A 23,712-nucleotide genomic window follows, 5' to 3' on the forward strand; every position below is an offset into this window, starting at 1 on the left:
GATCACGGGCGATGCGGCCGCGACGCCGACACCGCTCGCGCCTTCCTCCGCGGCCGCGGAACCGACAGCGGCCCCGGACTGCGCCTGCGAGGCGGAGAGGGCCACCGACGCCTCATCCGCACCGACGGAGGCCGCATCCGCGACCTCGACGGACACGTCGGCCGGCGGCCACGGCTCGCCACCGGGCACACGCGGCAGACCGCGTCGCAGCATCCGCGTGGCCATGACTACTTCTTCCGTGCCTCGAGCGCGGCGATCACCTGCGGCACGATCGTGAACACGTCGCCGACGATGCCGAAGTCCGCGACGTCGAAGATCGGCGCCTCCGGGTCTTTGTTGATCGCCACGATGTTCTTCGACGTCTGCATGCCTGCCCGGTGCTGGATCGCGCCGGAGATGCCGAGCGCGACGTACAGCTGCGGCGACACCGAGACACCCGTCTGCCCGACCTGGTGCGACTGGGGGATGTAGCCCGCGTCGACGGCCGCGCGCGAGGCGCCGACCGCCGCACCGAGGGCGTCGGCGAGCTCCTCGACGAGCACGAACTTCTCCTTCGACGCCAGACCGCGCCCGCCGGAGACGACACGGGTCGCCCCGCGCAGCTCGGGCCGGGTCGACGTGGCCTCGACGGCTTCGACCGGACCGGCGGTCGCCGCGACCGCACCCGACGGGGCGACCGTCAGCTGCTCGACCTGCGGGGAGGTGACGGCCTCGGCCCGCGCGTCGACCGCGCCCTGCCGCACCGTGACCACGAGCGTGCCGTAGGTCGCGGCCGCATCGACGAGGTAGGCCCCGCCGTAGACCGAGTGGTGGGCCACGACACCCTCATCGTCGCGGGAGACCCCCACGGCGTCGGCGGCGAGCGCACCGGGGAGGCGCACCGCGAGGCGACCGGCGACGTCGCGTCCGGAGATCGAGTTCGACACGAGCACCGCATCGGGCTGCACCTGCGCGACCGCGGCCTGCAGGGCGTCGACGAGCGGCACGGTGAGCGCGGTCGCATCGCCCTCGGCGGTCAGCACGACGGCGGCACCGGCGGCCGCGGCCTGATCCACGGCCTCCTTCCCGCCGCCCACGACGAGGGCTACGGGGGTGCCGATGCCGGACGCAGCCCCCAACAGAGCGGCGGTGCTGCTGGCGGCGTTGCCCGACGGGTCGAGGTCGACCAGGACGAGGATCGGGTTCTCGGGGTACGCCATGTCACACCAGCCTGTTCTGCACGAGGAAGTCGACGAGCTTGTCGGCGGCATCGCCCTCGTCGGTGATCTTGACGCCCGCGGCGCGCGGCGGCTTCTCCGCGACCGCGGTCATGATGGTGCGGGGCGCCGCGGCGGGGTCGGCCGACACGTCGAGGTCGGCGAGGGTCACCACCTCCAGCGGCTTCTTCTTCGCCGCCATGATGCCCTTGAAGTTCGGGAACCGGGCGTCGGGAAGCGCCTCGGTGATCGAGATGACGGCGGGCAGCGGTGCCGTGACCTGCTGCCCGCCGAAGTCCGCACCCCGGGTGCCCGAGACGCCGTCCGCCGTGATCTCCACGGACGTGAGCGCGGTGGCCTGCGCCCAGCCCAGGTGCTCGGCGAGCATGGCGGGGATCACACCGCCAGAGCCGTCGGTCGAGAGGTTGCCCGTGATGACGAGGTCGGGGGCGCCACGACGGATGGCCGCGGCGAGGACCTCCGCGGTGAGCCCCAGGTCGGCACCGGCGAGCTGCTCGTCCGCGATGTGGATGGCCGAACCGGCACCGATCGCGAGCGCGCGGCGCACGGACGCGGTTGACCCCTCGGGTGCCATGGCGACGGCGACGACCTCGGTGCCCTCGTTCTTGTCGGCGTAGCTCAGGGCCACTTCGAGGGCCCGCTCCGTGATCTCGTCGAGCACGACGTCTCCGGCCGCACGATCCGCGAGCCCCGTCTCGAGATCCAGCTTGCGATCGCCATAGGTGTCCGGCACCTCTTTGACCAGGACGAAGATCTTCATCGAATGCTCCTCACGACACGGCGAGTCTATCGGCATGGCGGTCTATGTAGCCAAAAACCGAGGAAACCCCCGGCTGCGGCCCGCGAATCCGCGGTGAATGTATACATAACCGACAGCCACGCCCTGCGCGACCGCGTCCGAGGCAACCCGCGACGCGCCGGTACCGTAGAGACGTGGTCCGCCCTCGCCCTCTCCCCGTCGATCCGCTCGCCGAAGCCAAGCGGCAGTGGGTCGCGCACGGCTGGACCGACGCGGCCGACGGCATGACGGTCGTCACCTCGGTCATGCGCGCGCAGCAGCTGCTGCTCGCCCGGGTCGACGCGGCCCTCAAGCCCTTCGCGCTGAGCTTCGCGCGGTACGAGGTGCTGCGGCTGCTCGCGTTCAGCCGCACCGGGCGGCTTCCACTGTCGAGCGTCGTCGCGCGCCTCCAGGTGCATGCGACCACGGTCACCAGCACCGCCGAGCGCCTGGTCCGCGACGGCCTCGTCGTGCGCGAGCCGCACCCGCACGACGGCCGGGCCGCGATGCTCGCACTGACCGCGGAGGGACGCGACCTGGTCGAGCGTGCCACCGCCGCGCTCAACGCCGACGTGTTCGCCGACCCCGGCCTGAGCCACGACGACGCCGCCGAACTGGTCGCGATCGTCGCCCGCATGCGCCGCGACGCCGGGGACTTCATCGACCCCCGCCCCCTCCCCGAGCCCCTCTGATGCCCCGGTTCGTGATCGAGACGGTCGTCGCCGCGCCTCCGCAGGAGGTGTTCGACGCCGCGCTCGACCCGGCCCTGCACCTCGCGTCGATGGCCCGCTACGGCGAGACGATGATCGAGGAACCCGCGGGTGGCCGCTTCTCCGAGGGGTCGACGGTGACCTGGCGCGCGCGGCACTTCGGCATCCCCTTCCGGCTGCGCTCCGTGGTCTTCGACATCGAGGCGCCGTCCCGGTTCACCGACCGCCAGCTCCGCGGGCCGTTCGGCGACCTCCGGCACGAGCACGTCTTCGAACCGCATCCGCGCGGCACCCTCATGCGCGACACCATCGCGTTCCACTCGCCCCTCGGGCCGCTCGGCCGCCTCGTCGACGCCCTGGTGCTCGGCCGCTACATGGAACGGCTCATCCGCGAGCGCAACGACGCCCTGGTCGCTGCGATCGAGGGGCGGCGGGCGTAACCTCTGGGCATGAGCGAACTGCGCCTGCACACCGTCCTCACCGGTCGCGGTCCCGCCGCGGCGATTCAGCTCACCGACGAGCAGGTCGCCTCGTTCGGGGCCGGCAAGAGCTTCCCCGTCGCCGTCACCATCGGCGGCCGCACCGCGCGACTGCGGCTGGCCCGCATGGGCGGCGAGAACCTCATCGGCTTCAGCAAGGCGGTTCGCGCCGACCTCGGGGTGGAGATCGACCAGGAGGTCGACGCCGTGATCCGCCTCGACACCGCCGAGCGCACCGTCGACGTGCCGCCCGCGCTGGCCGAGGCGCTCGACGGCGACCCCGCCCTGCGGGCGGCCTTCGACGCCCTCTCCCCCAGCGCCCGCAAGGAGCACGCGCGCGCGGTCGCCGACGCCAAGCAGCCGGCGACGCGCGACCGCCGGATCGCGAAGATCCTCGACGGTCTCCGCGGCTGACCGTTCACAGCCCTCAGGACCCCGGGCGAACCGGCGCCACACCGCGCGGCGCGCGCAGCAGTCCCGCGTCTTGAGGAGCCGTGAACCGGGGTCAGTGGTTCTGGAAGTCGGGCTGGCGCTTCTCGCGGAACGCGGCCATGCCCTCCTTCTGGTCGGCCGTGTCGAACAGCGCCGCGAACGCCTCCTTCTCGTGAGCGAGGCCCTCCGCGAGCGTGGTCTCCATGGCCGCATCGAGGGCGGCCTTGGCGGCGTACACCGACGGCAGCGACTTCGCCGCGATACCGTCCGCGAGCGCGGTCGCCTCGGCCAGCAGCTCCGCCGCGGGCACGACGCGCGACACCAGTCCCGCCCGCTCGGCCTCCTCCGCGCCGAGGAAGCGGCCGGACAGCACGAGCTCGGCCGCCTTGTAGTAGCCGACCGCGCGGATGAGCCGCTGCGTGCCGCCCATGCCCGGGATGACCCCGAGGTTGATCTCGGGCTGGCCGAACTGCGCGGTGTCGGCCGCGAGGATGATGTCGCACATCATCGCCAGCTCGCACCCCCCGCCGAGCGCGAAGCCCGACACCGCGGCGATGACCGGGGTGCGCACGGCCGCGAAATCCCGCCACGCCCCGAAGTGATCCGTCTCGCGCATCTGCGCCGCCGACATCCCCTCCATCTCCTTGATGTCGGCTCCGGCGGCGAACGCCTTCTCCGAACCCGTGACGACGATCGCGCCGATGCCGTCGTCGGCGTCGAAGGCGAGCGCGGCGGCCGTGACCTCCTCGGCGACGGTGCTGTTCAGCGCGTTGAGGGCCTGCGGGCGGTTCAGGGTGATCCATCCGACCCGTCCGCGCTGCTCCACCAGGATGGTCTCGTACTCGGTCATCTGTCTCCCTCTCCGTCGTGGTTCTGCTTCAGTATCGCCCGTCGCGTCGGTCGCCCGTCGTCGGCGCTCCCGCGCGGGAACCGGTCGTCCGGTCTCCGGCGCTCCGCGCTCCGCAACGGGGGTGCTACACGCGGTCGTCGCGGATGTCGGTGATGATGCCGGAGAAGTCGCGCGTGGCCCCGTCGCCCGCGGCGTACGCGGCGTAGAGCTGCTGCGCGAGCCGGCCCATCTTCGCGTCGGTGGAGGTCTGCTCGATCGCCTGCAGCGCGAGCCCGAGGTCCTTCGCCATGAGCGCCCCCGCGAAGCCGGGCTGATAGTCGCGGTTGGCGGGGCTCGTAGGCACCGGACCGGGCACGGGGCAGTTCGTCGTGATCGACCAGCACTGCCCCGACGCCTGCGACACCACGTCGAACAGCGCCTGGTGCTCGAGCCCCAGCCGCTCGCCGAGCACGAACGCCTCGGCCACGGCGATCTGCGACACCGCGAGCACCATGTTGTTGCAGACCTTCGCCGCCTGGCCGAGACCCGAGCCACCGCAGTGCACGATCCGCTTGCCCATGACCTCGAGCAGCGGCAGCGCCGCCGCGTAGTCCTCGTCCGAGCCGCCCACCATGAACGCCAGCGTCCCGGCCTCGGCACCCACGACCCCGCCGGACACCGGGGCGTCGATGTTGCGGTGACCGGCGGCGAGCGCGAGCGCGTGCGCGGCGCGGGCCTCGTCGACCGCGATCGTGGACGACTCGATGAACAGGGTGCCGGGGCGCGCCGCCGCCAGCAGCTCGGTGCGATACGCCTCGATCACGTGCTTCCCGGCGGGGAACATCGTGATCACGACCTCCGCGTCGGTCACGGCCTCCGCGCCGCTGGCCGCCACCGGGATCCCGGCCGCCCGCGCCGCCTCCACGGCCGCGGGCACGAGGTCGAAGCCGTGCACCTCGTGTCCCGCCGCGACGAGGTTCTTCGCCATCGGCAGGCCCATGTGGCCGAGGCCGAGGAAGGCCACGCGGGTCATGAGGCGCTCCGCATCGACGCCGACCCCGCCGGCCGCAGCATCTCCCGGCCGACGATGAGTCGCATGATCTCGTTGGTGCCCTCGAGGATCTGGTGCACGCGCAGGTCGCGGACGATCTTCTCGATGCCGTAGTCCTGCAGGTAGCCGTAGCCGCCGTGCAGCTGCAGCGCGCGGTTGGCGACGTCGAAGCCGGCGTCGGTGGCGAACCGCTTCGCCATGGCGCAGCGCATCGTGGCGTCCGGCGCCTTCGCGTCCACCGCCTCCGCACCGTCGCGCACCATGAGCCGCGCGGCCTGGAGGTCGGTGCGCATGTCGGCGATCGCGAACAGGATCGACTGCTTCTCGGCCAGCGGCTCCCCGAACGCCACCCGCTCGTGCACGTACTGCACGGCGCGGTCGAGGGCCGCCTGGGCTCCGCCGAGCGAGCAGGCGGCGATGTTGACGCGCCCGCCGTTGAGCGCCGACATCGCGATCGCGAACCCGCGACCCTCGTCGCCGAGCATCGCGGCCGCGGGCACCCGCACGCCGTCGAGGATCACCTGCCGGGTGGGCTGCGCGTGCCAGCCCATCTTCTTCTCCGGGGCGCCGAAGCTCAGCCCCTCGGCGTCGCCCGGCACGAGGAAGGCGCTGATGCCGCGCGCTCCCGGCTCGCCGGTCCGCGCCATCACGACGTACACGGCCGCCTCGCCCGCCCCCGAGATGAACTGCTTGACGCCGGTGAGCAGGTACTCGTCGCCGTCGCGCACGGCGCTGGTCGCCACGTTGGCGGCGTCGGATCCGACCCCCGGCTCGGTGAGGCAGTAGCCGCCGAACTCCTGCATGGCCGTGAGCTGCGGCAGCCAGGCGGCACGCTGGGTGTCGTCGCCGTAGGTGTCGATCATCCACACCACCATGTTGTGGATGGAGATGTAGGCGGCGACCGCGGGGTCGGCCTTGGCGAGCTCCTCGAAGATCGCGACGGTGTCGACGCGGGAGAGGCCGGTGCCGCCGTACTCCTCGCTCACGTAGATGCCGCCGAGCCCGAGCTCGCCGCCGCGGTTGAGCGACTCCCGTGGGAACAGGTGCTTCTCGTCGCGCTCGGCGGCCTGCGGGGCGAGCTCGGTCTCGGCGAACTCGCGGACGGCGTCGAGGATGGCCTCGCGCTCCTCGGCGGTGGTGGTGACGCTGGTCATGGTCATGTCGGTTCCTCGGGCGTTCAGTGCATGGTGGGGATGACGAAGCTGGCGCCGTCGCGGATGCCGCTGGGCCAGCGACTCGTCACCGTCTTGGTCTTCGTGTAGAAGCGGAAGGCATCGGCGCCGTGCTGGTTGAGGTCGCCGAAGCCGCTGCGCTTCCAGCCGCCGAAGGTGTAGTACGCGATGGGCACCGGGATCGGCACGTTCACCCCGACCATGCCGACCTCCACGCGGGCGGCGAAGTCGCGGGCCGCGTCGCCGTCGCGCGTGAAGATCGCGACGCCGTTGCCGTACTCGTGCTCCGAGGCCATCCGCAGCGCCTCCTCGTAGTCCGCGGCCCTCGCGATCACGAGCACGGGGCCGAAGATCTCCTCGCGGTAGATCGCCATGTCGGTCGTCACGTGGTCGAACAGCGTCGGCCCGAGGTAGAACCCCTCCTCGTGCCCTGGCACCGTGAAGCCGCGGCCGTCGGCGAGGAGCGTCGCCCCCTCGTCCACGCCCTGCTGGATGTAGCCGGTGACGCGGTCCACGGCGTCGCGCGAGACCAGCGGGCCGTAGTCGACGTCGGCCGCGAGCGAGGGCCCGACCCGCAGCTGGGCGACCCGCTCGACGAGCTTGGCCGCGAGCGCGTCCGCCGTCTCCTCCCCCACGGGCACCGCGACCGAGATCGCCATGCAGCGCTCGCCCGCCGAACCGTAGCCCGCGCCGATCAGCGCGTCCACCGCCTGGTCGAGGTCGGCGTCGGGCATCACGATCATGTGGTTCTTGGCGCCGCCGAAGCACTGCGCCCGCTTGCCGTGCGCGGCCGCGGTGGCGTAGATGTACTCGGCGATGGGTGTCGAGCCCACGAAGCCGACCGCGCGGATCCGGTCGTCGCTCAGCAGCGTGTCGACCGCCTCCTTGTCGCCGTGCACCACGTTGAGCACGCCCGCCGGGAGCCCGGCTTCGAGGAACAGCTCCGCCAGCCGGACGGGCACCGAAGGATCGCGCTCGCTGGGCTTGAGCACCACGGCGTTGCCGGCGGCGAGCGCGGGCCCGGCCTTCCACAGCGGGATCATGGCCGGGAAGTTGAAGGGGGTGATGGCGGCGACGACACCCAGGGGTTGTCGCATCGAGTACACGTCGATGCCCGCACCCGCGCCGGTGGAGTACTCCCCCTTGAGCAGGTGGGGCGCTCCGGCGGAGAACTCGATCACCTCGAGGCCGCGCTGGATGTCGCCCTTCGCGTCGTCGACGGTCTTGCCGTGCTCGCTCGCCAGCAGTTCGGCGAGCGACTGCATCTCGCGCTGCGCCAGGTCGAGGAACCGCAGCAGCACCCGCGCGCGCTTCTGCGGATTGGTCGCGGCCCAGGCGGCCTGCGCCTCCTCGGCTGTGGCGATCACGCGGCGCACCTCCTCGGCGGAGGCGAGCGGCACGCGCGCCTGCACCGCGCCGGTGCTCGGATCGAAGACGTCGGCGAAGCGTCCGTCGTCGGGGGTGAGAAGCGTTCCGCCCACGAAGTGCGGGATCGTACGGGTCATTGTGTGACATCCCTCCGTGCCGTCGTTGGCACATCGCGAGTTTACTCCGGCGTCCGTGAAAATACGAGGACGTCCTTGTATCTTCGCGCACGGCCGGTCCCCACCCCGAGCGGCGCCGTTCGCACCCCGTTCACCCGCGCGTCACCTCGGCCGATTACAACTGCAGGTGCACGGACAGTGACTCAGACCGGATCGGGTAATCGCGTCCTCCGTGCGCACGGTGAGCGCTCTCGCTCCCGTCGCGGCCCCCAACGCCGCGTGACCCCCGCCGAATCGGGTCGGCGGGGGTCTTCTCCGTGCGGACGCCGCCGCGCTCCGGCGAAATAGAATCGTGCTGGCGCCGCGACCCTGGCGCCCCCACCCCACCCGGCGTCCGCACCCCGATGCCCCCACCCCCGAGGACCGCACCATGTCCGCAACCGCCCCCGTGTCCGAGCCCGTCACCGTCTCCATCCGCCGCGAGGTCGACCCCGAGCGCATCGCCGAGGCGACCGCCTGGGTGCAGACCGGCGTGAACCTGGCGACGAAGTACCCGGGCTTCCTCGGCTCGGGGTGGGTGCGCGCGGGCGAGGACTCGCAGGTGTGGCACATGCTCTACCGCTTCGCGAGCGAGGAGTCGCTGACCGCCTGGGAGCAGTCGGGCGAGCGCACCTGGTGGCTCTCCATGGGCGAGGGCTTCGTGCGCAGCGAACGCTCCAAGCGCCGCACCGGCATCGAGGGGTGGTTCGACGAGCCGTCCACCGGCTCCATCCCCGTGGTCGAGCCCGACGGCACGACCACGGTCGCCGTGGCCCCCGCACCGCCGCGCTGGAAGCAGGCGGTGTCGATCTGGCTCGGGTTCTTCCCCGTCAACCTCGCCTTCACCTACGCCATGAGCCCGGTGCCGGGATGGGACGGCCTGCCGATCTGGCTGCGCGTTCTCGCGACCACGCTCGTGCTCACGCCGATCATGACCTACTGGGTGCTCCCCTGGGTCACCCGCTCGCTGCGCGGCTGGCTCGCCCGCTGACGCTCACGCGCCGTCCGGCGTGACCTTCTTCTTCCCCGGCTCGACGAGCGACAGCGGATCCGCGATGTCCTCCAGCGACTTGCCCGCCGCGCTCACCCCGAACACCCCGCAGACCACGCCGCCGAACATCATGATCGCGGCACCGAGCACATAGCCCCAGAAGAGCGGGCCGCGGTCGCCGGACTCGGCACTCGCCCCGATCAGCGCCCCGTAGAGCACCGGGGCGATCGCGCCGACGAGCTGGCCGATGGAGAAGACGTACGAGATCACCTGACTGCGCAGCTCCAGCGGGAAGATCTCGCTCACCGTCAGGTAGGCGGCGGACGCACCGGCGGAAGCGAAGAAGAACGAGGCGCACCAGAACGCCGTGTGCGTCGCCGCGTTCAGAACGCCCGCGTTGAACAGGAAGGCGCTGACCAGCAGGATCAGCCCGGCGAGCACGTACGTGCCGAACAGCATGCGGCGCCGGCCCCACGTGTCGAAGAAGTGGCCGAGGATGAGGGCGCCGGCGAGGTTCCCGACCGCGAAGACGATGAAGTACTGCGAGGCGGAGGCGGGCGGGGTGTCGTAGAAGTTCTCGAGCACCAGCGCGTAGGTGAAGAAGATCGCGTTGTAGAGGAACGACTGCGTCACCATCATCGTGATGCCGACCAGCGTGCGACGCGGGTACTTCTGGAACAGCACCTTCGCGATCACCAGGAACGGCACGCTGCCGTACTCCTTGACCGTGATCGCCTTGTCCTCGTCGACCGGGTCGATCGTCTTGCCCTCCTTGCGGATGCGCTCCTCGATCGCGTCGACGTTGCGCTCCGCCTCCTCCTCACGGCCGTGCGTCATCTGCCAGCGCGGGCTCTCCGGGATGTGCCGACGCAGCCAGATGATCAGCAGGCCGAGGATCGGACCGACGAAGAAGCTGAGCCGCCAGCCCAGGTCGGCGGGCAGGAGGTCGGTGTTGAGGAAGAACATGTTCGCCACGGCACCCAGGGCGGCACCGCCCCAGTAGGTGCCGTTGATCGCGATGTCGACGCGGCCGCGGTACTTCGCCGGGATGATCTCGTCGATCGCGGAGTTGATGGCGGCGTACTCGCCGCCGATGCCCGCGCCGGCGACGAACCGCCAGATGTAGAAGAACCACGGGGCGAACGCGAGACCGGCCACCGCGGAGCCCACGAGGTAGACCGCCAGCGAGATCAGGAAGAGGTTCTTGCGGCCGAGGCGATCGGCGAGGCGACCGAACACCAGCGCCCCGAACACCTGGCCCAGCAGGTAGCACGTGCCGGCGAGACCCACCTCGGCGGGGCCCATGCCGAGGGTCTCGGCATAGCCGTTCGCGGCGACGATCTGCACCTCGAGCCCGTCGAGGATCCACGAGAAGCCGAGGCCGACGACGATCATCCAGTGGAAGCGCGACCACGGCAGCCGGTCCATGCGCGCCGGGACGAGCGACCGGACCTCCTTGACGGTGACCTCGGATGCGGACATGAACCCTCCTTCGTGCGGGGCGCGAACGGCCCGCATCCGGTTCTACTCCGCCCGGGAATTCGCCGCATCGCCTTGACCCCGAGGGCTCCATCACGCTACAGCGCCGCCGAGAACCCTCGGCGGCGCTGTCAGATCGTGCTCGCGGCGGTCAGGCCGACGCCTCCTCGGGGCGCTCCTGCACCTCGATCGCGGCGGTGTCCGGCGTGTACCCCTCGACGTGCCGCTCCTCGGCTCCGACGTACGCCGAGAGCGGCCGGATCAGGGCGTTCGACGACTGCTGCTCCAGGATGTGCGCCGTCCACCCCGTGATCCGCGCCGCGACGAAAAGCGGCGTGAAGGTCAGGGTGTCGAAGCCGATCAGGTTGTAGGCGGGGCCCGACGGGTAGTCCAGGTTCGGGTAGATGCCCTTGCGCTCCACGAACTCGCCCTCCAGACGCTCGTAGAGCTCGGCCACCTCCGGGCGGTCGTAGTGGCGCACCAGGGTGTCGAGCGCGGCCTTCATGGTGGGCACCCGCGAGTCGCCGCGCTTGTAGACGCGGTGACCGAACCCCATGATCTTGCGCTTCTCGGCCAGCGCCGCGTCGAGCCACTCGGTCACGCGGTCGGCCGCGCCGATCTCGTCGAAGATGTGCATCACGGCCTCGTTCGCACCGCCGTGCAGCGGGCCCTTGAGCGCCCCGATCGCCCCGACGACCGCGGAGTACAGGTCGCTGAGCGTCGAGGTGATCACGCGCGCCGTGAAGGTGGACGCGTTGAAGGAATGCTCCGCGTAGAGCGTCATCGAGCGGTTGAACGCATCGACCACCACCGGGTCCTGCTCCTCGCCGAACGTCATCCAGAGGAAGTTCGCCGCGTAGTCCAGGTCGTCCCGCGGCTCGACCGCCGGCAGGTCCCGCCGGCGCCGCTGCCCGTAGGCGACGATCGCCGGCAGGACCGCGAACAGGCGCAGGCTGCGCTCCAGGTTGACCTCGGGCGTGCCGACCGCATCGAGCACGTTGCGGATGCCGGCCGTCTCGACCGCGCCGATCACGCTCACCGCCGTGCGGACCTCGTCCATCGGGTGGGCGTCCAGCGGAAGCCGGTCGATCGCATCCTTCACCTCGGGCGTGAGGGCGCGGTGCCGCCGCTCCTCCAGCCGGAACGCCGCGAGCTCGTCCCCCGTGGGCAGCTCGCCGTTCCACAGCAGATACGCGACGGCCTCGAACGGCTGCGTGTCGGCGAGTTCCTGCACCGGGTAGCCGCGGTACAGCAGGCTGTTCGTCTCGGGGTTGACCTTCGAGATCGCGGTCGTGTCGACGACGACCCCCGCGAGGCCCTTCTTGATGTCCGGCTCGGTCATGCTCACTCCTTCGTGATGGTGAAGTTGAAGACCCCGGAGTCGAAGTGGTTGTACGACTCGTAGTCGATCAGGTCGTAGAGATCGGCGCGGTGCTGCATCTCGCCGAGCGTCGAGGTCAGATGCCCCTCGTCGTTCAGCGTATCGAGCGCACGGCCCGCGGCGCCCATCGCGATCCGCAGCAGCGACACCGGCCAGATCACCATCCGCACCCCGGCGCTGCGGAGCTGGTCGACCGAGAACAGCTCGCTCTTGCCGAACTCGGTCATGTTCGCGAGGATCGGCACGTCGAGCGCCTCCGCCATCGCCTCGAACTCGTCGAGCGTTCGCATCGCCTCGGGGAAGATCGCGTCGGCACCCGCGTCGACCAGGGCCTTCGCGCGGTCGATCGCGGCGTCCAGTCCCTCGATCGCCCGGATGTCGGTGCGCGCCATGATCAGGAAGTTCTCGTCGCGGCGGGCGTCGGCGGCGGCACGGATCCGCTTGATCGCGGTGTCCTCATCGACCACGCTCTTGCCGTCGAGGTGACCGCAGCGCTTCGGGTTGATCTGGTCCTCGATGTGGGTGCCGGCGAGTCCCGCGTCCTCCAGCTCCTGAATGGTGCGGGCCACGTTCATGGGCTCGCCGAAGCCGGTGTCGGCGTCGACGATCGCGGGCAGGTCGGTCATGCGCGCGATCTGCTTGGCGCGTCCGGCGACCTCGGTCAGCGTCGTGAGGCCGATGTCGGGCAGCCCCAGGTCGGCGGAGAGCACCGCGCCCGAGATGTACACGCCGTCGAACCCCTTCTGCTCGATCAGCCGGGCGCTGAGCGGGTTGAACGCGCCGGGGAACCGCAGCAGCTCGCCCGAGGACAGGCGCTCCCGGAACAGCCGCCGCTTCTCGGCGGGCGTGACGGTGGAGTACAGCATCAGAACAGGCCTCGGGGAGCCGGGGCGGCGTCGAGCACACCGGGCTTCGCGACGATCGACAGCTCGGCGACCTCGGCGGCCGTGAGCTCGGGGAGGCGCTGCACGAGCTCCAGGAACCGGTCGATCTCGGCCGGCTCCAGCACGGGCTCCGCGAGCAGACGGAACTTCGCGATGTAGTCGGCGCGGGCGAACGGTCGCGCGCCGAGCGGGTGCGCATCGGCCACGGCGATCTCGTCGACCACGGTGCTGCCGTCGGTGAGGCGGATCTCGACGCGACCGCCGAACGCCTTCTCGTCCGGATCCTCCGAGTGGTAGCGGCGCGTCCACTCCGGGTCCTCGGCCGTGGTGATCTTGTGCCACAAGGCGACCGTGTCGGCGCGGCCCGCGCGCTCCGGGGCGTACGAGTCGACGTGGTGCCAGCCGCCGTCCTGCAGCGCGACCGCGAAGATGTACGGCACCGAGTGGTCGAGGGTCTCGCGCGACGCGGTGGGGTCGTACTTCTGCGGGTCGTTCGCGCCGGAGCCGATCACGTTGTGCGTGTGGTGGCTGGTGTGGATGACGATGGACTCGATGTTCGCGGGGTCACGGAGGGCCGGGTTCGCGAGGCCGAGGCGGCGGGCGAGGTCGATCAGCGCCTGCGCCTGGTACTCCGCGGAGTGCTCCTTCGTGTACGAGTCGAGGATCGCGCGCTTCGGCTCACCCGCGGCGGGCAGCGGCACGTCGTACGCGGCGTCCTTGCCGTCGAGCATCCAGGCGATCACGCCGTCCTCGCCCTCGTAGATCGGTGCCGGGCTGGTCTGTCCGCGCATCGCCCGGTCGACCGCCTCGACGGCCATCTTGCCCGCGAAGGCCGGGGCGTGCGCCTTCCACGTGGAGATCTCGCCCTTGCGGCTCTGCCGGGTCGCGGTGGTGGTGTGCAGCGCCTGGCCGACCGCCTGGTAGATGGTCTCGACGTCGAGGTCGAGCAGGGTGCCGATGCCGGCCGCGGCCGACGGGCCGAGGTGGGCGACGTGGTCGATCTTGTGCCGGTGCAGGCAGATCGCGCGCACCAGGTCCATCTGGATCTCGTAGCCGGTGGCGATGCCGCGCACGAGCGCCCGGCCGTCCTTGCCCGCGTGCTGGGCGACCGCGAGGATCGGCGGGATGTTGTCACCGGGGTGCGAGTACTCGGCGGCGAGGAACGTGTCGTGGTAGTCGAGCTCGCGCACGGCGACACCGTTCGCCCACGCCGCCCACTCCGGGCTGGTGCGGTGGTCGAGCGCGGCGCCGAACAGGTTCGCCCCGGCACCCCCGGTCGACACCGGGTGGCTGAACGCCTGCGCGCGGGCGGCCACGATGGGGGCGCGGGTGAGCGAGGCCGCGGCGACGGCGGCGTTGTCGATGATGCGGTTGACGATCATGTCGACGACGGGCTGCTCGACCTCGACCCGGTCGACGGCGACCTCGGCGATCTTCCACGCGAGCTGGTCCTCGCGGGCGAGGTTCTCGGAGCTGGCGTGCACGCGGACGTGGTGGGTGACGGTCATGAGTGTCCTTCGCTGTCGGGGAGGGAGTCGAGGATGCCGGTGAGCGCGTTGTGCAGGTGCACGTGCGTGGCATGGGCGGCCAGGTCGCCGTCGCGCGCGGCGAGCGCCTGCGCGATCGTGCGGTGCTCGGCGGCCGACGCGGCGAGCCGGGCGGGCTTGTCCTTGGCCATGCGCCGCACCCGCACCAGGTGCGTGCGCACGGTGCGCAGGGCCGCGGCGATGTAGTCGTTGTCGACGGCGTCGTCGAGGGCCGCGTCGAAGCGGGCGATCAGGGCGTAGTAGGCGTCGCGGCCCGCGGCCCGCGTCAGGTCGACGTGGGAGAACTCGTCGGCGAGGGCGGCGAAGAGATCGGCGTCACCCCGGGCGGCGGCGAGGCGGGCCGAGGTCTCCTCCAGCGCGCGGCGGATCTCGAACAGCGAGCGGATGTCGTCGGCGTCGAGGGCGGCCACCACCGTGACCCGGGGGGACTGCTGCACCACCAGTCCGTCGGCGGCGAGGCGGCGGAGGGCTTCGCGCATCGGGGTGCGGCTGACGCCGAGGCGCTCGGCCTGCTCGACCTCGCCCAGCACGAACCCCGCGGGGAGGGCGCCCGACTGGATGCCGTCGAGGAGGGCCGCATAGGCGCGATCGCTCGCGGACGTGCGCTCGACAGGGAGAACCATGCCCTCAGTGTATACATAAACCCGCTCGAGGTGGACGCGCGGTCGCGTTCAGGCTGTATTCGTATACATAGGCTCGGACGCGGCGACCCGCGGCTCGCCGAGCTTCACCACGACCACGCCGGCGAGCACGAGCACGCCCCCCAGCGCCTGCAGCGGGCCGGGGAGCTGGTCGAGCAGCAGCCACCCGAACAGCAGGGCGGCCACGACCTCGGCGAGCGCGACGAACGAGGCGAGACGCGAGCCGAGCATCCTCGTGGACACGATGCCGAGCACGTAGGCGAGCGCCGTCGCGATGAGCCCGATCGCGAGGACGGGCACGAACCAGGGAACCGTGCCGAAGCGGTACGCGACATCGGCCGTCGTCCACGCGAACGGCAGCACCCCGACCAGGCCGGCGAGGGCCAGACCGACGGCACCGAGCAGGAGCCCGCTCCCGGCGAGCGCGATCGGCGGGAGTCCGGTGTCGGCCTTCGCCGAGAGCACGAAGTAGCTCGCCGCCCCCACCATCGCCCCCAGCGCCCAGAGCACGCCGACCACGTTCACCTGCGCACCGGTGACGATGTCGAGCATCAGCACGAGTCCGACGAAGGCGATCCCCGCCCCGAGCACGCTGCGCCGCGTCGGTCGCTCGCCGCGGCGCAGCCACAGCCAGAGCAGCACCGCGACCGGAGCCGTGTACTCGATGAGCAGCGCGATCCCGACATCCATGACGGCGACGGCCTGGAAGTAGCAGAGCTGAGTGGCCGCCACGGCGAGCAGCCCGTAGGCGAGGACCATCCCGGCGTTCCGGCGGAGGGCGCGCCACCGCCCCCGCAGCGCCAGGAGGGTCGGGAGCAGCAGGACGAGCGCGGCGACCCCCACCCGTACGGTGACGGCCGCGCCGGGCGTCCACCCCGCGTCGATGAGTCCGCGCGCCCACGCCCCGGAGGAGCCGAACGCGAACGCGGCGGCGACGGCCAGCGGGAGCCCGAGGCGCACACCGCTCCGCGTGCGGTTCCTGTCATCGGCCACGGTGCTCATGGACGATGACGCTACCCGCGGACGGAGTAAGATGTCAACATGGTCTTCACCGATGACACCGAGGATGCGCTGCGCGCGGCGGTCTGGCTCGCGAACTCCGCCGAAGAGCCCGACACCCTCGTCGACATCGACGACGAGAAGACGTTCCTCGCGGTGTTCCCCTACACCGGGAGGATCGACCGCGACGGCGTGGAACTCGACGACCTGCGCGCCCTCCGCCCGCGGCTACGAGCGATGCTGCTCGCCCCGCGCGACGAGATGGCCGCACACGTGAACGATGCCCTCGCCGAGCTGCAGCTCACTCCGCGGCTGGTGCGGCACGACGGAGCGGACTGGCACCTCCATGCGGTGCACGACGAGCGGCCGCTCGCCGAGCGCGTGCTCGTCGAGACGGTGATGGCGCTCATCGACGTGATCCGCGCGGACGAGGGCTCGCGCCTCACGGTCTGCGAGGACGACACCTGCCAGGCGATCGCACTCGACCTCTCCCGCAACCGCTCCAAGCGGTACTGCTCCACGACGTGCGCGAACCGCAACGCGGTCGCGGCCTACCGCGCTCGGCGCGCACACGCCTGACACCGACGCCTCGCCGGTCGCCCGCGCCCGTCTCGCGCAACTCCTGAGCGAGGGGCCCCATCCCGCTCCACGGCCCCTGAGCAGCGACCGTCCTTCGTCCCGCTGCGCTCATTCGCGGATCGACTGCGCTCTTCACAAACGATTATCGATTAGTGTAATGTCGCCAGCGGCCCTCCCTCATGCATCAGGAAAGGATCAACGATGATCAAGGCCCGACTCCTCCCCCTCGTCGGCATCGCGGCAGTGTCCGCGCTCGCCCTCGCCAGCTGCTCCACCCCCGCCGGAGACGACGGCGGCTCCTCCTCGGAGGACGTCGAGGTGCGCATGCTCGTCAACGTCACCCCGAACCTGACCGAGGAGTTCTGGAACGACCTCGTCGCCCCGTTCGAGGAGGCCAACCCGAACATCGACGTCGTCATCCAGAACCCCGGCGCGGAGGGCGTGGAGGCCGCCGTGCCCCGCCTGCTCGCGGCCGGCGACGCCCCCGACGTCGTGCAGTCGATCGCCCCGACGACGAAGCTCGCACCCGAGCTCGTCGACCTGTCCGGGTACGAGTGGGCCTCGTCCGGTCCTCTCGCCGACCAGTACTCGATCGACGGCAAGAACTACATGGCCGGGATCGGCGTGCAGCTGCAGAGCCTGTTCTTCTACAACAAGACCGCGTTCGAGGAGGCCGGCATCACCGAGCTGCCCACCACCGTCGACGAGCTCACCGAGGCTCTCGGCAAGCTGAAGGCGGCGGGGTGGACCCCGATCCAGACCGGCGGCGACTGGATGAGCAGCCACACGCTGCAGGCCCTCGGCCTGCCGACGATCATCGCCGAGGACCCGGAATGGTTCCAGAAGATGTCGTCCGGCGAGGACACCTTCAGCGAGACCTACGGCGACGCGGTCGAGACCTACGCGGAGTGGGTGTCCGAGGGCTACATCCCCACCGACGCGCTCGGCATCAAGTACCCCGACGCCGAGCAGGCGTTCCTGTCGGGCAAGACCGCCGTGTACTCGATGGGCAGCTGGTTCGCCGGCACGCAGGCCAAGGCCGCCGAGTCGGCCGACATCGGGGTCTTCCGCGCCCCGTCGTTCGACGGCGACGAGCAGCCCGCGATGGGTGCCAACATCGCCAGCCCGTACTCGATCCTCAAGTCCAGCGAGCATCAGGACGCCGCGGCGAAGCTCGTCGAGTTCCTCACCACCGACCAGACCGCGGTCAGCGACCAGCTGGCGGTCGACGGCAACTTCCGCGACGGCTACGAGTACGACATGACGCCGCTGGGCGAAGAGCTGCTGCAGATCGTCGCCGACACGCCCGCCGAGGCCTACACCCCAACCGGCGGCGGCTACGGCGAGCGCACGCTCCCCGACGGCTACCCGGGCGAGATCAACACCCAGACCCAGGCCCTCATCGGCGGTGCCTCCGCCGAGCAGGTCCTGAAGGCCATGGACGACTGGTTCGCCGCGAACGCCGGCTGACCGCTCGAGGCGCCAGGGACCGCATCCGTCCCTGGCGCCTCCCCGGCGCCGCATCCGCGCCACCCCCACCAACGCGCCACCGAGAACGAGAGTGCCGCCATGACTCCGCCCACCACGACCGCGCCGCCCCCGGCCGCGGCGACCGCCCCGACAGGACCATCGACGCCGATGAGCTCGACCCCCGCCTCCCGCAAGCGCTCCGCGCTGCAGCGGTGGCGGCACCGCCTCCCCGGCATCCTCATGGGAGGGCCCGCCGTGGCCGTCTTCCTGGCGATGTTCGTCATCCCGATGATCCTCGCCGCGGTGCTGAGCTTCACGGACTGGAACGGGTACAGCCTCAACTTCACGTTCGTCGGCTGGGAGAACTACATCAAGGCGTTCCGCAGCCCCCGCTCCACCCAGGCCGCGATCTTCACCGGCATCATCGCCGTGGTCGGCACGATCCTCTGCAACGCCATCGGTCTCGCGATCGCCGCGCTCATCGCCGGTCCCGGCCGCTCGAACACGATCCTGCGCACGATCTTCTTCTACCCGTACGTCATCAGCGCCCTCATCATCGGGTTCCTGTGGTCGGCGATGCTCTCCCCCAGCGGCGCCGTCAACGGGTTCCTCACCACCGTCGGCCTGCCCGCGATGCCCTTCCTCACCGACCCCACCTTCGCGAAGGCGAGCGTGATCTTCACGATCGTGTGGTCGCACTTCGGCTTCAACATGATCCTGTTCCTCGCCGGCATCAAGTCGGTGCCCGCCGAGTACTACGAGGCCGCGACCGTGGACGGCGCCTCGCGCTGGCAGCAGTTCCGCTCCATCACCCTGCCGCTCATCGCGCCGGTGTTCACCGTGAACCTGGTGCTGACCCTCGTCGGGCTCCTCAAGGCCTACGACGTGGTGCTCTCCCTCACCGACGGCGGCCCGGCGGGCTCCACCCAGACGATCGTCTACCAGATCCTCAAGGACTCGTTCGCGAACTCGGCCCTCGGGTTCGGCGCCGCGCAGTCCATGATCCTCCTCATCGTCACCGCGGTCATCGGTCTCGCCGTCACGCTGGTGCGACGCCGCTCCGAGAAGAAGGCGACCGACTGATGAAGCAGACCCGCAACCGGCCGGCGCTCGCGGTGAGCGCGATCCGCTGGATCGTCCTCGGCGTCGTGGCGATCACCATGCTGATCCCGATGTACACGATGGTCATCAACGCCTTCAAGCCGCAGGCGGAGATCATCGAGAACCCGCTCCTGATCACGCCGCAGATGTTCACGTTCGAGTACCTGTGGGAGGCGATCACCAGCAGCAAGTTCAACGTGATCGCGGCCTACGGCATCACGCTCCTGTTCGTCGTGCTCGTGAACCTCTGCTGCATCGCCCTGGCCGCACCGGTCGCCTACGTGATCGCCCGCGGCCGCTCCAAGTGGCACCTGGGGCTGCTGCTGCTGTTCGTCTCCGGCCTGTTCATCCCGGGGCAGGTCACGCTGATCCCCGTCGTGTTCGTGCTGCGGGTGCTCGGACTGATCAACACGATCCCCGGCTTCATCCTCTTCGAGACGGCGGCGACGCTCCCGGTGACGATCTTCCTGTTCACCGCGTACCTGCGCAGCGTGCCGCGCGACATCGACGAGGCCGCGTCCCTCGACGGCGCCGGTCCGATCCGCGCGTTCTGGGCGTGCGTCTTCCCGATCATGAAGCCGGTCGTGGCGACGGCGGTGGTGCTGAACTCGATCGGCGTGTGGAACGACTTCGTGAGTCCGCAGATCATCCTCGGCCCCAGCTCCGGCATCTACACCGTCACCACGGGTGTGTACGCCGCCGTGGGTCAGTTCTCCACCGACTACACGCAGGTGTTCCCGACCCTGCTGCTCGCCGTGCTGCCCGCGATGGTGTTCTTCATCGTCATGCAGCGCCACATCATCGGCGGCCTCGTGGCCGGCGCGACGAAGGGATGACCGTGCCCGCGCATCCGCTCACCCGCCCCCTGCGGGCGATCCCGGCCTGGGCCGTGCTGCAGCGGCGCCTCTTCGCCGAGATCGAGGAGGCCCGCCGCGTCTTCCGCGACCGGTACACACTCCCCGACGGCCGCCTCCGCGGCGTCGCCGAGTTCGTGGACCGCGACGGGGTCGACGACCTCTACGAGCCGTTCTTCAACTGGCCGGCCTTCTACCTGCTCGGCGGGCCCGACGAGGTGCTGGCCGACGCCAAGCGGCACTGGGAGGGCGTGACGGTGCAGCTCGCGGAGGCGGGCATGCTCGCCGACGAGTACGACAACGGCTACGACTGGTTCCACCAGGGCGAGTCGCTGCTGCTGTTCGCGGGCATCTGCCAGGCCGACCCGGCCGACACGGCGTTCGCGGCGCGCGCCGCCCGGTTCTCCGCGCTCTTCACCGATCCCGCGAAGGGCAACTACGACCCGGAGCACACCATCATCCGCGCGCCGCACAACGGTGCCCTGGGCGCTCGACCGGGCCTGGACGAGAAGATCGTGCCGTATGTGGCCGACCGGGCCGAGATGCGACCCTACGGTCTGCCCCTGCACGGGCTCGACGGCATCCGCACCTGGGACGACCTCGCCGACCCGGACAACGCGCACCGCATGGCCGAGGAGATGCAGCGTCGCGCCGCGGGCGACATCGCCGTGAACCTCGCCGCCACCTCGCTCGCGGCGAACCGGTGGCTGTACGACGGCGACGCCGCCGCGGCCGACTGGATCGAGCGGTACGTCGACGGGTGGCGGACACGGGCCGACGGCGGGCTGCTCCCCGACAACGTCGGCCCCGGCGGCACGGTGGGCGAGCTCCACGACGGGCGCTGGTGGGGCGGCCACTACGGGTGGGCGTGGCCGCACGGACTGCACTCCGTCGGCATGAGCGCGCTCATCGGCGCCCTCAACCACGCGCTCGTCACCGGAGACGATGCCGCCCTCGACCTCGTGCGCACGATGCTCGACACCGTGCTCGCGGAGGGCCGCACAGGCACCGTCGCCGACTCGACCTACAGCCTGCGCGGCGGCTGGATGGCCCGGCTCGGAGCCGCAGCCACGCAGCCCGGGGTCCTCGTGCCCTACCGCTATGGACCCGACGGGTGGTTCGACTTCGGTCCGCTGCAGCTCGACCTGCCGCTGTGGCTGTGGTGGTGGTCGCGCTCGACCGCTGACCGCAGCCGCCTGGAGCGCGCGATCGCGGGACTCCCCTCCTCCGCCGACCCCGTCGCGCCGTTCCGCGACAAGGAGGAGGCGGGGCACGAGGCCGGATGGTTCGCCTATCTCCGCGGAGACCTGCCGGAGTACCCGGTGCGTGCGCTCGAGATGGCGCTCGGTCAGGTCGCGCGGCGCACGGCCATGATGCTCGCCGACGACCGCGATCCGGATGCCGCCCACCTGCACTTCTGGCAGCGCGTCAACCCCGTCGTGACCGAGGTGCTCACGCAGCTCGTCGCCGGGGCCCCGCAGGTGCTCTACAACGGCGGGCTCGGGTTCACCGCGCTCCGCTACGAGGACGCCGACCGCGGCCGGCCGGGGCTCCCGCCCGACGTCGCCGCGCTCGTGCATCGCCTCGACGACCGCGGGATCGGCGTGCAGCTCGTGAACACCTCGGCCGTGCACACCCGCACCGTGCGGCTGCGCGGCGGCCGCTTCGGCCTCGACCGCATCGTGGAGGTGACCGCGACCGCGGAGGACGCCTCGGGCTGGCCCGGCGCCTCCGGCACGTACGCCGGACCGGAGGGCGAGATCGTCACGCACACCTTCCCCTGCGACGACGACCTCGTCGTGACCCTGCCACCGGCGCACCTCGCCGACCTCGACCTGACCATCGCGCGCGCGACCGGCTCGCCGCGCCACCTCTTCCCCGAAGGAGCCGCATGAGCGACCTGATCCGACCCGACTTCCCCCTGCCCGTGCGGGGGGCGGCGTACCAGCGGCCGTCGCGCGACGTGCTCGACTCCTTCGACGCGATCTCCGCGGCGACCGCCTGCGCCAAGCTCCACGGCCTCGGCATCCGCCGCAGCTACATCGAGGGACCGGAGCCGCTGAGCCTCGGCCAGCGCGTGGTCGGCTCCGCCCTGACGCTGCAGTTCATGCCGCAGCGGGAGGACATGGCCTCGGGCGACGGCCAGGAGTACGCCGAACGGCACACGGCCCTGTGGCACGTGCTCGAAGCGGTGCAGCCGGGGGACGTGCTGGTGATCCAGGCGTACGGCAGCCGCTTCTCCGGCTGCGTGGGCGACATCCTCGCGCGCTACTTCGCCCGCAAGGGCGGCGCGGGCATCGTCGTGGACGGGCGCATCCGCGACGCCGGCCGCATCCGCGAGCTCGGGATCCCCGTGTGGTCGACCGGCACGACCCCGCACTACGCCTCGCAGTCGGAGCTCGTGCCGTGGGCGTTCGACGTGCCCGTCGCGGTGGGCGGTGCGCTGTGCATGCCCGGCGACCTGGTCGTGGCCGACGACGACGGACCGGTCGTGGTCCCGCAGGCGATGGCGCCCCAGGTGGTCGAGGACGCGCAGGATCATGAGGAGTGGGAGGTGTTCAGCCGCAAGCGCCTCGACGAGGGCGCCCGGCTGAGCGACTACTACCCCCTGACCCCCGACAGCCGCGAGGAGTACGAGGCATGGCGTTCCGTCCGCAGCTCCGTCCTCTGAACCCGGCCGTCGCCGCCCGCGACGACGCCGGGCTCGGCTGCGCCCCGATCGGCAACCTGTTCGCGCCGGTGCCGGACGCGGATGCCGTCGACACCGTGCACGCGGCCCTCGCCCGCGACGTGCGGTTCTTCGACACGGCGCCGCTGTACGGCTCGGGAGAGAGCGAGCGCAAGCTCGGCCTCGCCCTGCGCGGCGTGCCCCGCGACGACTACGTGCTGGCGACCAAGGTGGGACGGGTGCTCGTCGACGCCGAAGGCGCCCCGGTGCGCGGTGCGGTGAGCGGGCACGATTCCGTGGTCGACCTCAGCCGCGACGGCATCCTCCGCAGCCTCGACGGCAGCCTCGCCCGCCTCGGCGTGGACCGGGTGGACGTGCTGCACCTGCACGACCCCCTCGATGTGGAGGCCGCGTTCGCGACGGCCTTCCCGGCCCTCCTCGACCTGCGGGACCAGGGCGTGGTGCGGGCGATCAGCGTCGGGCTCGGGCGCCTCGACCCGCTGGAGCGCTATGTGGCCGAGGTGCCGCTCGACGTGGTGATGGAGGCCGGGCGGCTCACACTGCTCGACCGCACCGCGCTCGACCGCCTCGTCCCCACCGCTCGGGCACGGGGCATCGGCGTCCTGGCGGCGGCGGTGTTCAACTCCGGCATCCTCGTCGACCCGGTCGGCTCGCCGTTCTACGAGTACAAGCCGGCGCCCGCCGCGCTGCAGGAGAGGGCGCTGCGACTGCAGGCCGTGTGTGCGGCGCACGACTCGCGGCTGGCCGACGCGGCCGTGCAGTTCCCGCTGCGCCACGGCGCCGACGCGGTGGTCGTGGGGGCGCGGACGCCGACCGAGGTGCACGCGTTCGTCGACGGCCTCGACGCCGCGCTCCCCGCGGCGCTGTGGGATGCACTCGACGCGGAGGCCGTGTGAGCGGGCGGCG

23 protein-coding genes and 1 pseudogene are annotated in these 23,712 nt (G+C 71.4%); 11 read left to right on the forward strand and 13 right to left on the reverse strand.

Going from position 1 to position 23,712, the window contains the following annotated elements; genetic code table 11:
• The 3 genes and pseudogenes from DW309_RS07695 to DW309_RS07705 all read right to left on the reverse strand — a co-directional run.
• Window positions 1-225 (reverse strand): annotated as a pseudogene (locus tag DW309_RS07695) (hypothetical protein); the annotation flags it as partial.
• A 2-nt stretch (window positions 226-227) separates the two neighbouring features.
• A complete protein-coding gene (locus DW309_RS07700) occupies window positions 228-1,199 on the reverse strand; it encodes an electron transfer flavoprotein subunit alpha/FixB family protein (protein ID WP_136045043.1) in 972 nt (323 codons plus the stop codon).
• A 1-nt stretch (window position 1,200) separates the two neighbouring features.
• Window positions 1,201-1,977 carry an electron transfer flavoprotein subunit beta/FixA family protein gene (locus DW309_RS07705; protein WP_136029550.1) on the reverse strand — a complete coding sequence of 259 codons (777 nt, stop codon included), beginning with the start codon at window positions 1,975-1,977 and terminating at the stop codon, window positions 1,201-1,203.
• Between the two features lie 173 nt (window positions 1,978-2,150).
• Between DW309_RS07705 and DW309_RS07710 the strand changes: the two genes are divergently transcribed.
• Genes DW309_RS07710 through DW309_RS07720 form a run of 3 tightly spaced genes read left to right on the forward strand, consistent with a single transcriptional unit; the run spans window position 2,151 to window position 3,598 of the window.
• On the forward strand, window positions 2,151-2,687 hold the full coding sequence (locus DW309_RS07710) for a MarR family winged helix-turn-helix transcriptional regulator (RefSeq protein ID WP_136029549.1): 537 nt from the start codon (window positions 2,151-2,153) through the stop codon (window positions 2,685-2,687).
• A complete protein-coding gene (locus DW309_RS07715) occupies window positions 2,687-3,145 on the forward strand; it encodes an SRPBCC family protein (protein ID WP_136029547.1) in 459 nt (152 codons plus the stop codon). The genes DW309_RS07710 and DW309_RS07715 overlap by 1 nt, the downstream gene beginning before the upstream one ends.
• 9 nt (window positions 3,146-3,154) lie before the next feature.
• Entirely contained in the window at window positions 3,155-3,598 is a 444-nt protein-coding gene (locus DW309_RS07720; protein ID WP_136045044.1) for a YdeI/OmpD-associated family protein, read from the forward strand.
• A gap of 91 nt (window positions 3,599-3,689) precedes the next feature.
• On the opposite strand, the gene DW309_RS07725 is transcribed toward DW309_RS07720, so the two are convergent.
• The 4 genes from DW309_RS07725 to DW309_RS07740 form a co-directional block, all read right to left on the reverse strand.
• Complete coding sequence (locus tag DW309_RS07725) at window positions 3,690-4,466, reverse strand: enoyl-CoA hydratase-related protein (RefSeq protein WP_136045045.1); 777 nt, start codon at window positions 4,464-4,466, stop codon at window positions 3,690-3,692.
• A gap of 124 nt (window positions 4,467-4,590) precedes the next feature.
• The gene (mmsB, locus tag DW309_RS07730; protein WP_136029541.1) at window positions 4,591-5,478 is read right to left on the reverse strand and encodes a 3-hydroxyisobutyrate dehydrogenase; all 888 of its coding nucleotides are present in this window, start codon (window positions 5,476-5,478) and stop codon (window positions 4,591-4,593) included.
• The gene (locus DW309_RS07735) at window positions 5,475-6,656 is read right to left on the reverse strand and encodes an acyl-CoA dehydrogenase family protein (RefSeq protein WP_136045046.1); all 1,182 of its coding nucleotides are present in this window, start codon (window positions 6,654-6,656) and stop codon (window positions 5,475-5,477) included. The genes mmsB and DW309_RS07735 overlap by 4 nt, the downstream gene beginning before the upstream one ends.
• A gap of 17 nt (window positions 6,657-6,673) precedes the next feature.
• Window positions 6,674-8,173, reverse strand: coding sequence for a CoA-acylating methylmalonate-semialdehyde dehydrogenase (locus DW309_RS07740; protein ID WP_136029537.1), 1,500 nt, complete (start codon window positions 8,171-8,173; stop codon window positions 6,674-6,676).
• Between the two features lie 409 nt (window positions 8,174-8,582).
• Here DW309_RS07740 and DW309_RS07745 point away from each other — a divergent pair, with 409 nt between their 5' ends.
• Window positions 8,583-9,182 (forward strand): antibiotic biosynthesis monooxygenase, encoded by a 600-nt coding sequence (locus DW309_RS07745; protein WP_205812669.1) that lies wholly within the window; start codon window positions 8,583-8,585, stop codon window positions 9,180-9,182.
• Between the two features lie 3 nt (window positions 9,183-9,185).
• Here DW309_RS07745 and DW309_RS07750 read toward each other — a convergent pair whose 3' ends face one another.
• From DW309_RS07750 to DW309_RS07775, 6 genes are all read right to left on the reverse strand, one after another.
• Window positions 9,186-10,664: an MFS transporter gene (locus DW309_RS07750; RefSeq protein ID WP_136029535.1), complete on the reverse strand. Its 1,479-nt coding sequence runs from the start codon at window positions 10,662-10,664 to the stop codon at window positions 9,186-9,188.
• 148 nt (window positions 10,665-10,812) lie between these two features.
• A complete protein-coding gene (locus DW309_RS07755; protein ID WP_136045047.1) occupies window positions 10,813-12,003 on the reverse strand; it encodes a bifunctional 2-methylcitrate synthase/citrate synthase in 1,191 nt (396 codons plus the stop codon).
• A gap of 2 nt (window positions 12,004-12,005) precedes the next feature.
• Entirely contained in the window at window positions 12,006-12,908 is a 903-nt protein-coding gene (gene prpB, locus DW309_RS07760; protein ID WP_136029531.1) for a methylisocitrate lyase, read from the reverse strand.
• Window positions 12,908-14,434: an MmgE/PrpD family protein gene (locus DW309_RS07765; protein ID WP_136045048.1), complete on the reverse strand. Its 1,527-nt coding sequence runs from the start codon at window positions 14,432-14,434 to the stop codon at window positions 12,908-12,910. The genes prpB and DW309_RS07765 overlap by 1 nt, the downstream gene beginning before the upstream one ends.
• Window positions 14,431-15,096: a GntR family transcriptional regulator gene (locus tag DW309_RS07770; RefSeq protein WP_136029526.1), complete on the reverse strand. Its 666-nt coding sequence runs from the start codon at window positions 15,094-15,096 to the stop codon at window positions 14,431-14,433. The genes DW309_RS07765 and DW309_RS07770 overlap by 4 nt, the downstream gene beginning before the upstream one ends.
• A 48-nt stretch (window positions 15,097-15,144) precedes the next feature.
• The gene (locus DW309_RS07775) at window positions 15,145-16,116 is read right to left on the reverse strand and encodes an EamA family transporter (RefSeq protein ID WP_168387222.1); all 972 of its coding nucleotides are present in this window, start codon (window positions 16,114-16,116) and stop codon (window positions 15,145-15,147) included.
• 39 nt (window positions 16,117-16,155) lie between these two features.
• On the opposite strand from DW309_RS07775, the gene DW309_RS07780 reads away from it, so the two are divergent.
• The 7 genes from DW309_RS07780 (at window position 16,156) to DW309_RS07810 (ending at window position 23,702) form a co-directional block, all read left to right on the forward strand.
• A complete protein-coding gene (locus tag DW309_RS07780) occupies window positions 16,156-16,692 on the forward strand; it encodes a CGNR zinc finger domain-containing protein (protein WP_136045049.1) in 537 nt (178 codons plus the stop codon).
• Between the two features lie 201 nt (window positions 16,693-16,893).
• A complete protein-coding gene (locus tag DW309_RS07785; protein ID WP_136029522.1) occupies window positions 16,894-18,162 on the forward strand; it encodes an ABC transporter substrate-binding protein in 1,269 nt (422 codons plus the stop codon).
• A 99-nt stretch (window positions 18,163-18,261) separates the two neighbouring features.
• Window positions 18,262-19,245: a carbohydrate ABC transporter permease gene (locus DW309_RS07790; protein WP_240753155.1), complete on the forward strand. Its 984-nt coding sequence runs from the start codon at window positions 18,262-18,264 to the stop codon at window positions 19,243-19,245.
• Entirely contained in the window at window positions 19,245-20,099 is an 855-nt protein-coding gene (locus DW309_RS07795) for a carbohydrate ABC transporter permease (RefSeq protein ID WP_136029520.1), read from the forward strand. Before DW309_RS07790 ends, DW309_RS07795 begins: the two co-directional genes overlap by 1 nt.
• Window positions 20,096-22,012, forward strand: a complete 1,917-nt coding sequence (locus DW309_RS07800; RefSeq protein WP_136045050.1) for a DUF8034 domain-containing protein — start codon at window positions 20,096-20,098, stop codon at window positions 22,010-22,012. Before DW309_RS07795 ends, DW309_RS07800 begins: the two co-directional genes overlap by 4 nt.
• Window positions 22,009-22,788: an RraA family protein gene (locus DW309_RS07805; protein WP_136029516.1), complete on the forward strand. Its 780-nt coding sequence runs from the start codon at window positions 22,009-22,011 to the stop codon at window positions 22,786-22,788. Before DW309_RS07800 ends, DW309_RS07805 begins: the two co-directional genes overlap by 4 nt.
• Entirely contained in the window at window positions 22,758-23,702 is a 945-nt protein-coding gene (locus DW309_RS07810) for an aldo/keto reductase (protein ID WP_136045051.1), read from the forward strand. Before DW309_RS07805 ends, DW309_RS07810 begins: the two co-directional genes overlap by 31 nt.
• The last annotated feature ends 10 nt before the right edge of the window (window positions 23,703-23,712 follow it).

The sequence above is a fragment of the Microbacterium sp. K41 genome (genome assembly GCF_004794395.1).
Lineage (GTDB): Bacteria > Actinomycetota > Actinomycetes > Actinomycetales > Microbacteriaceae > Microbacterium > Microbacterium sufflavum.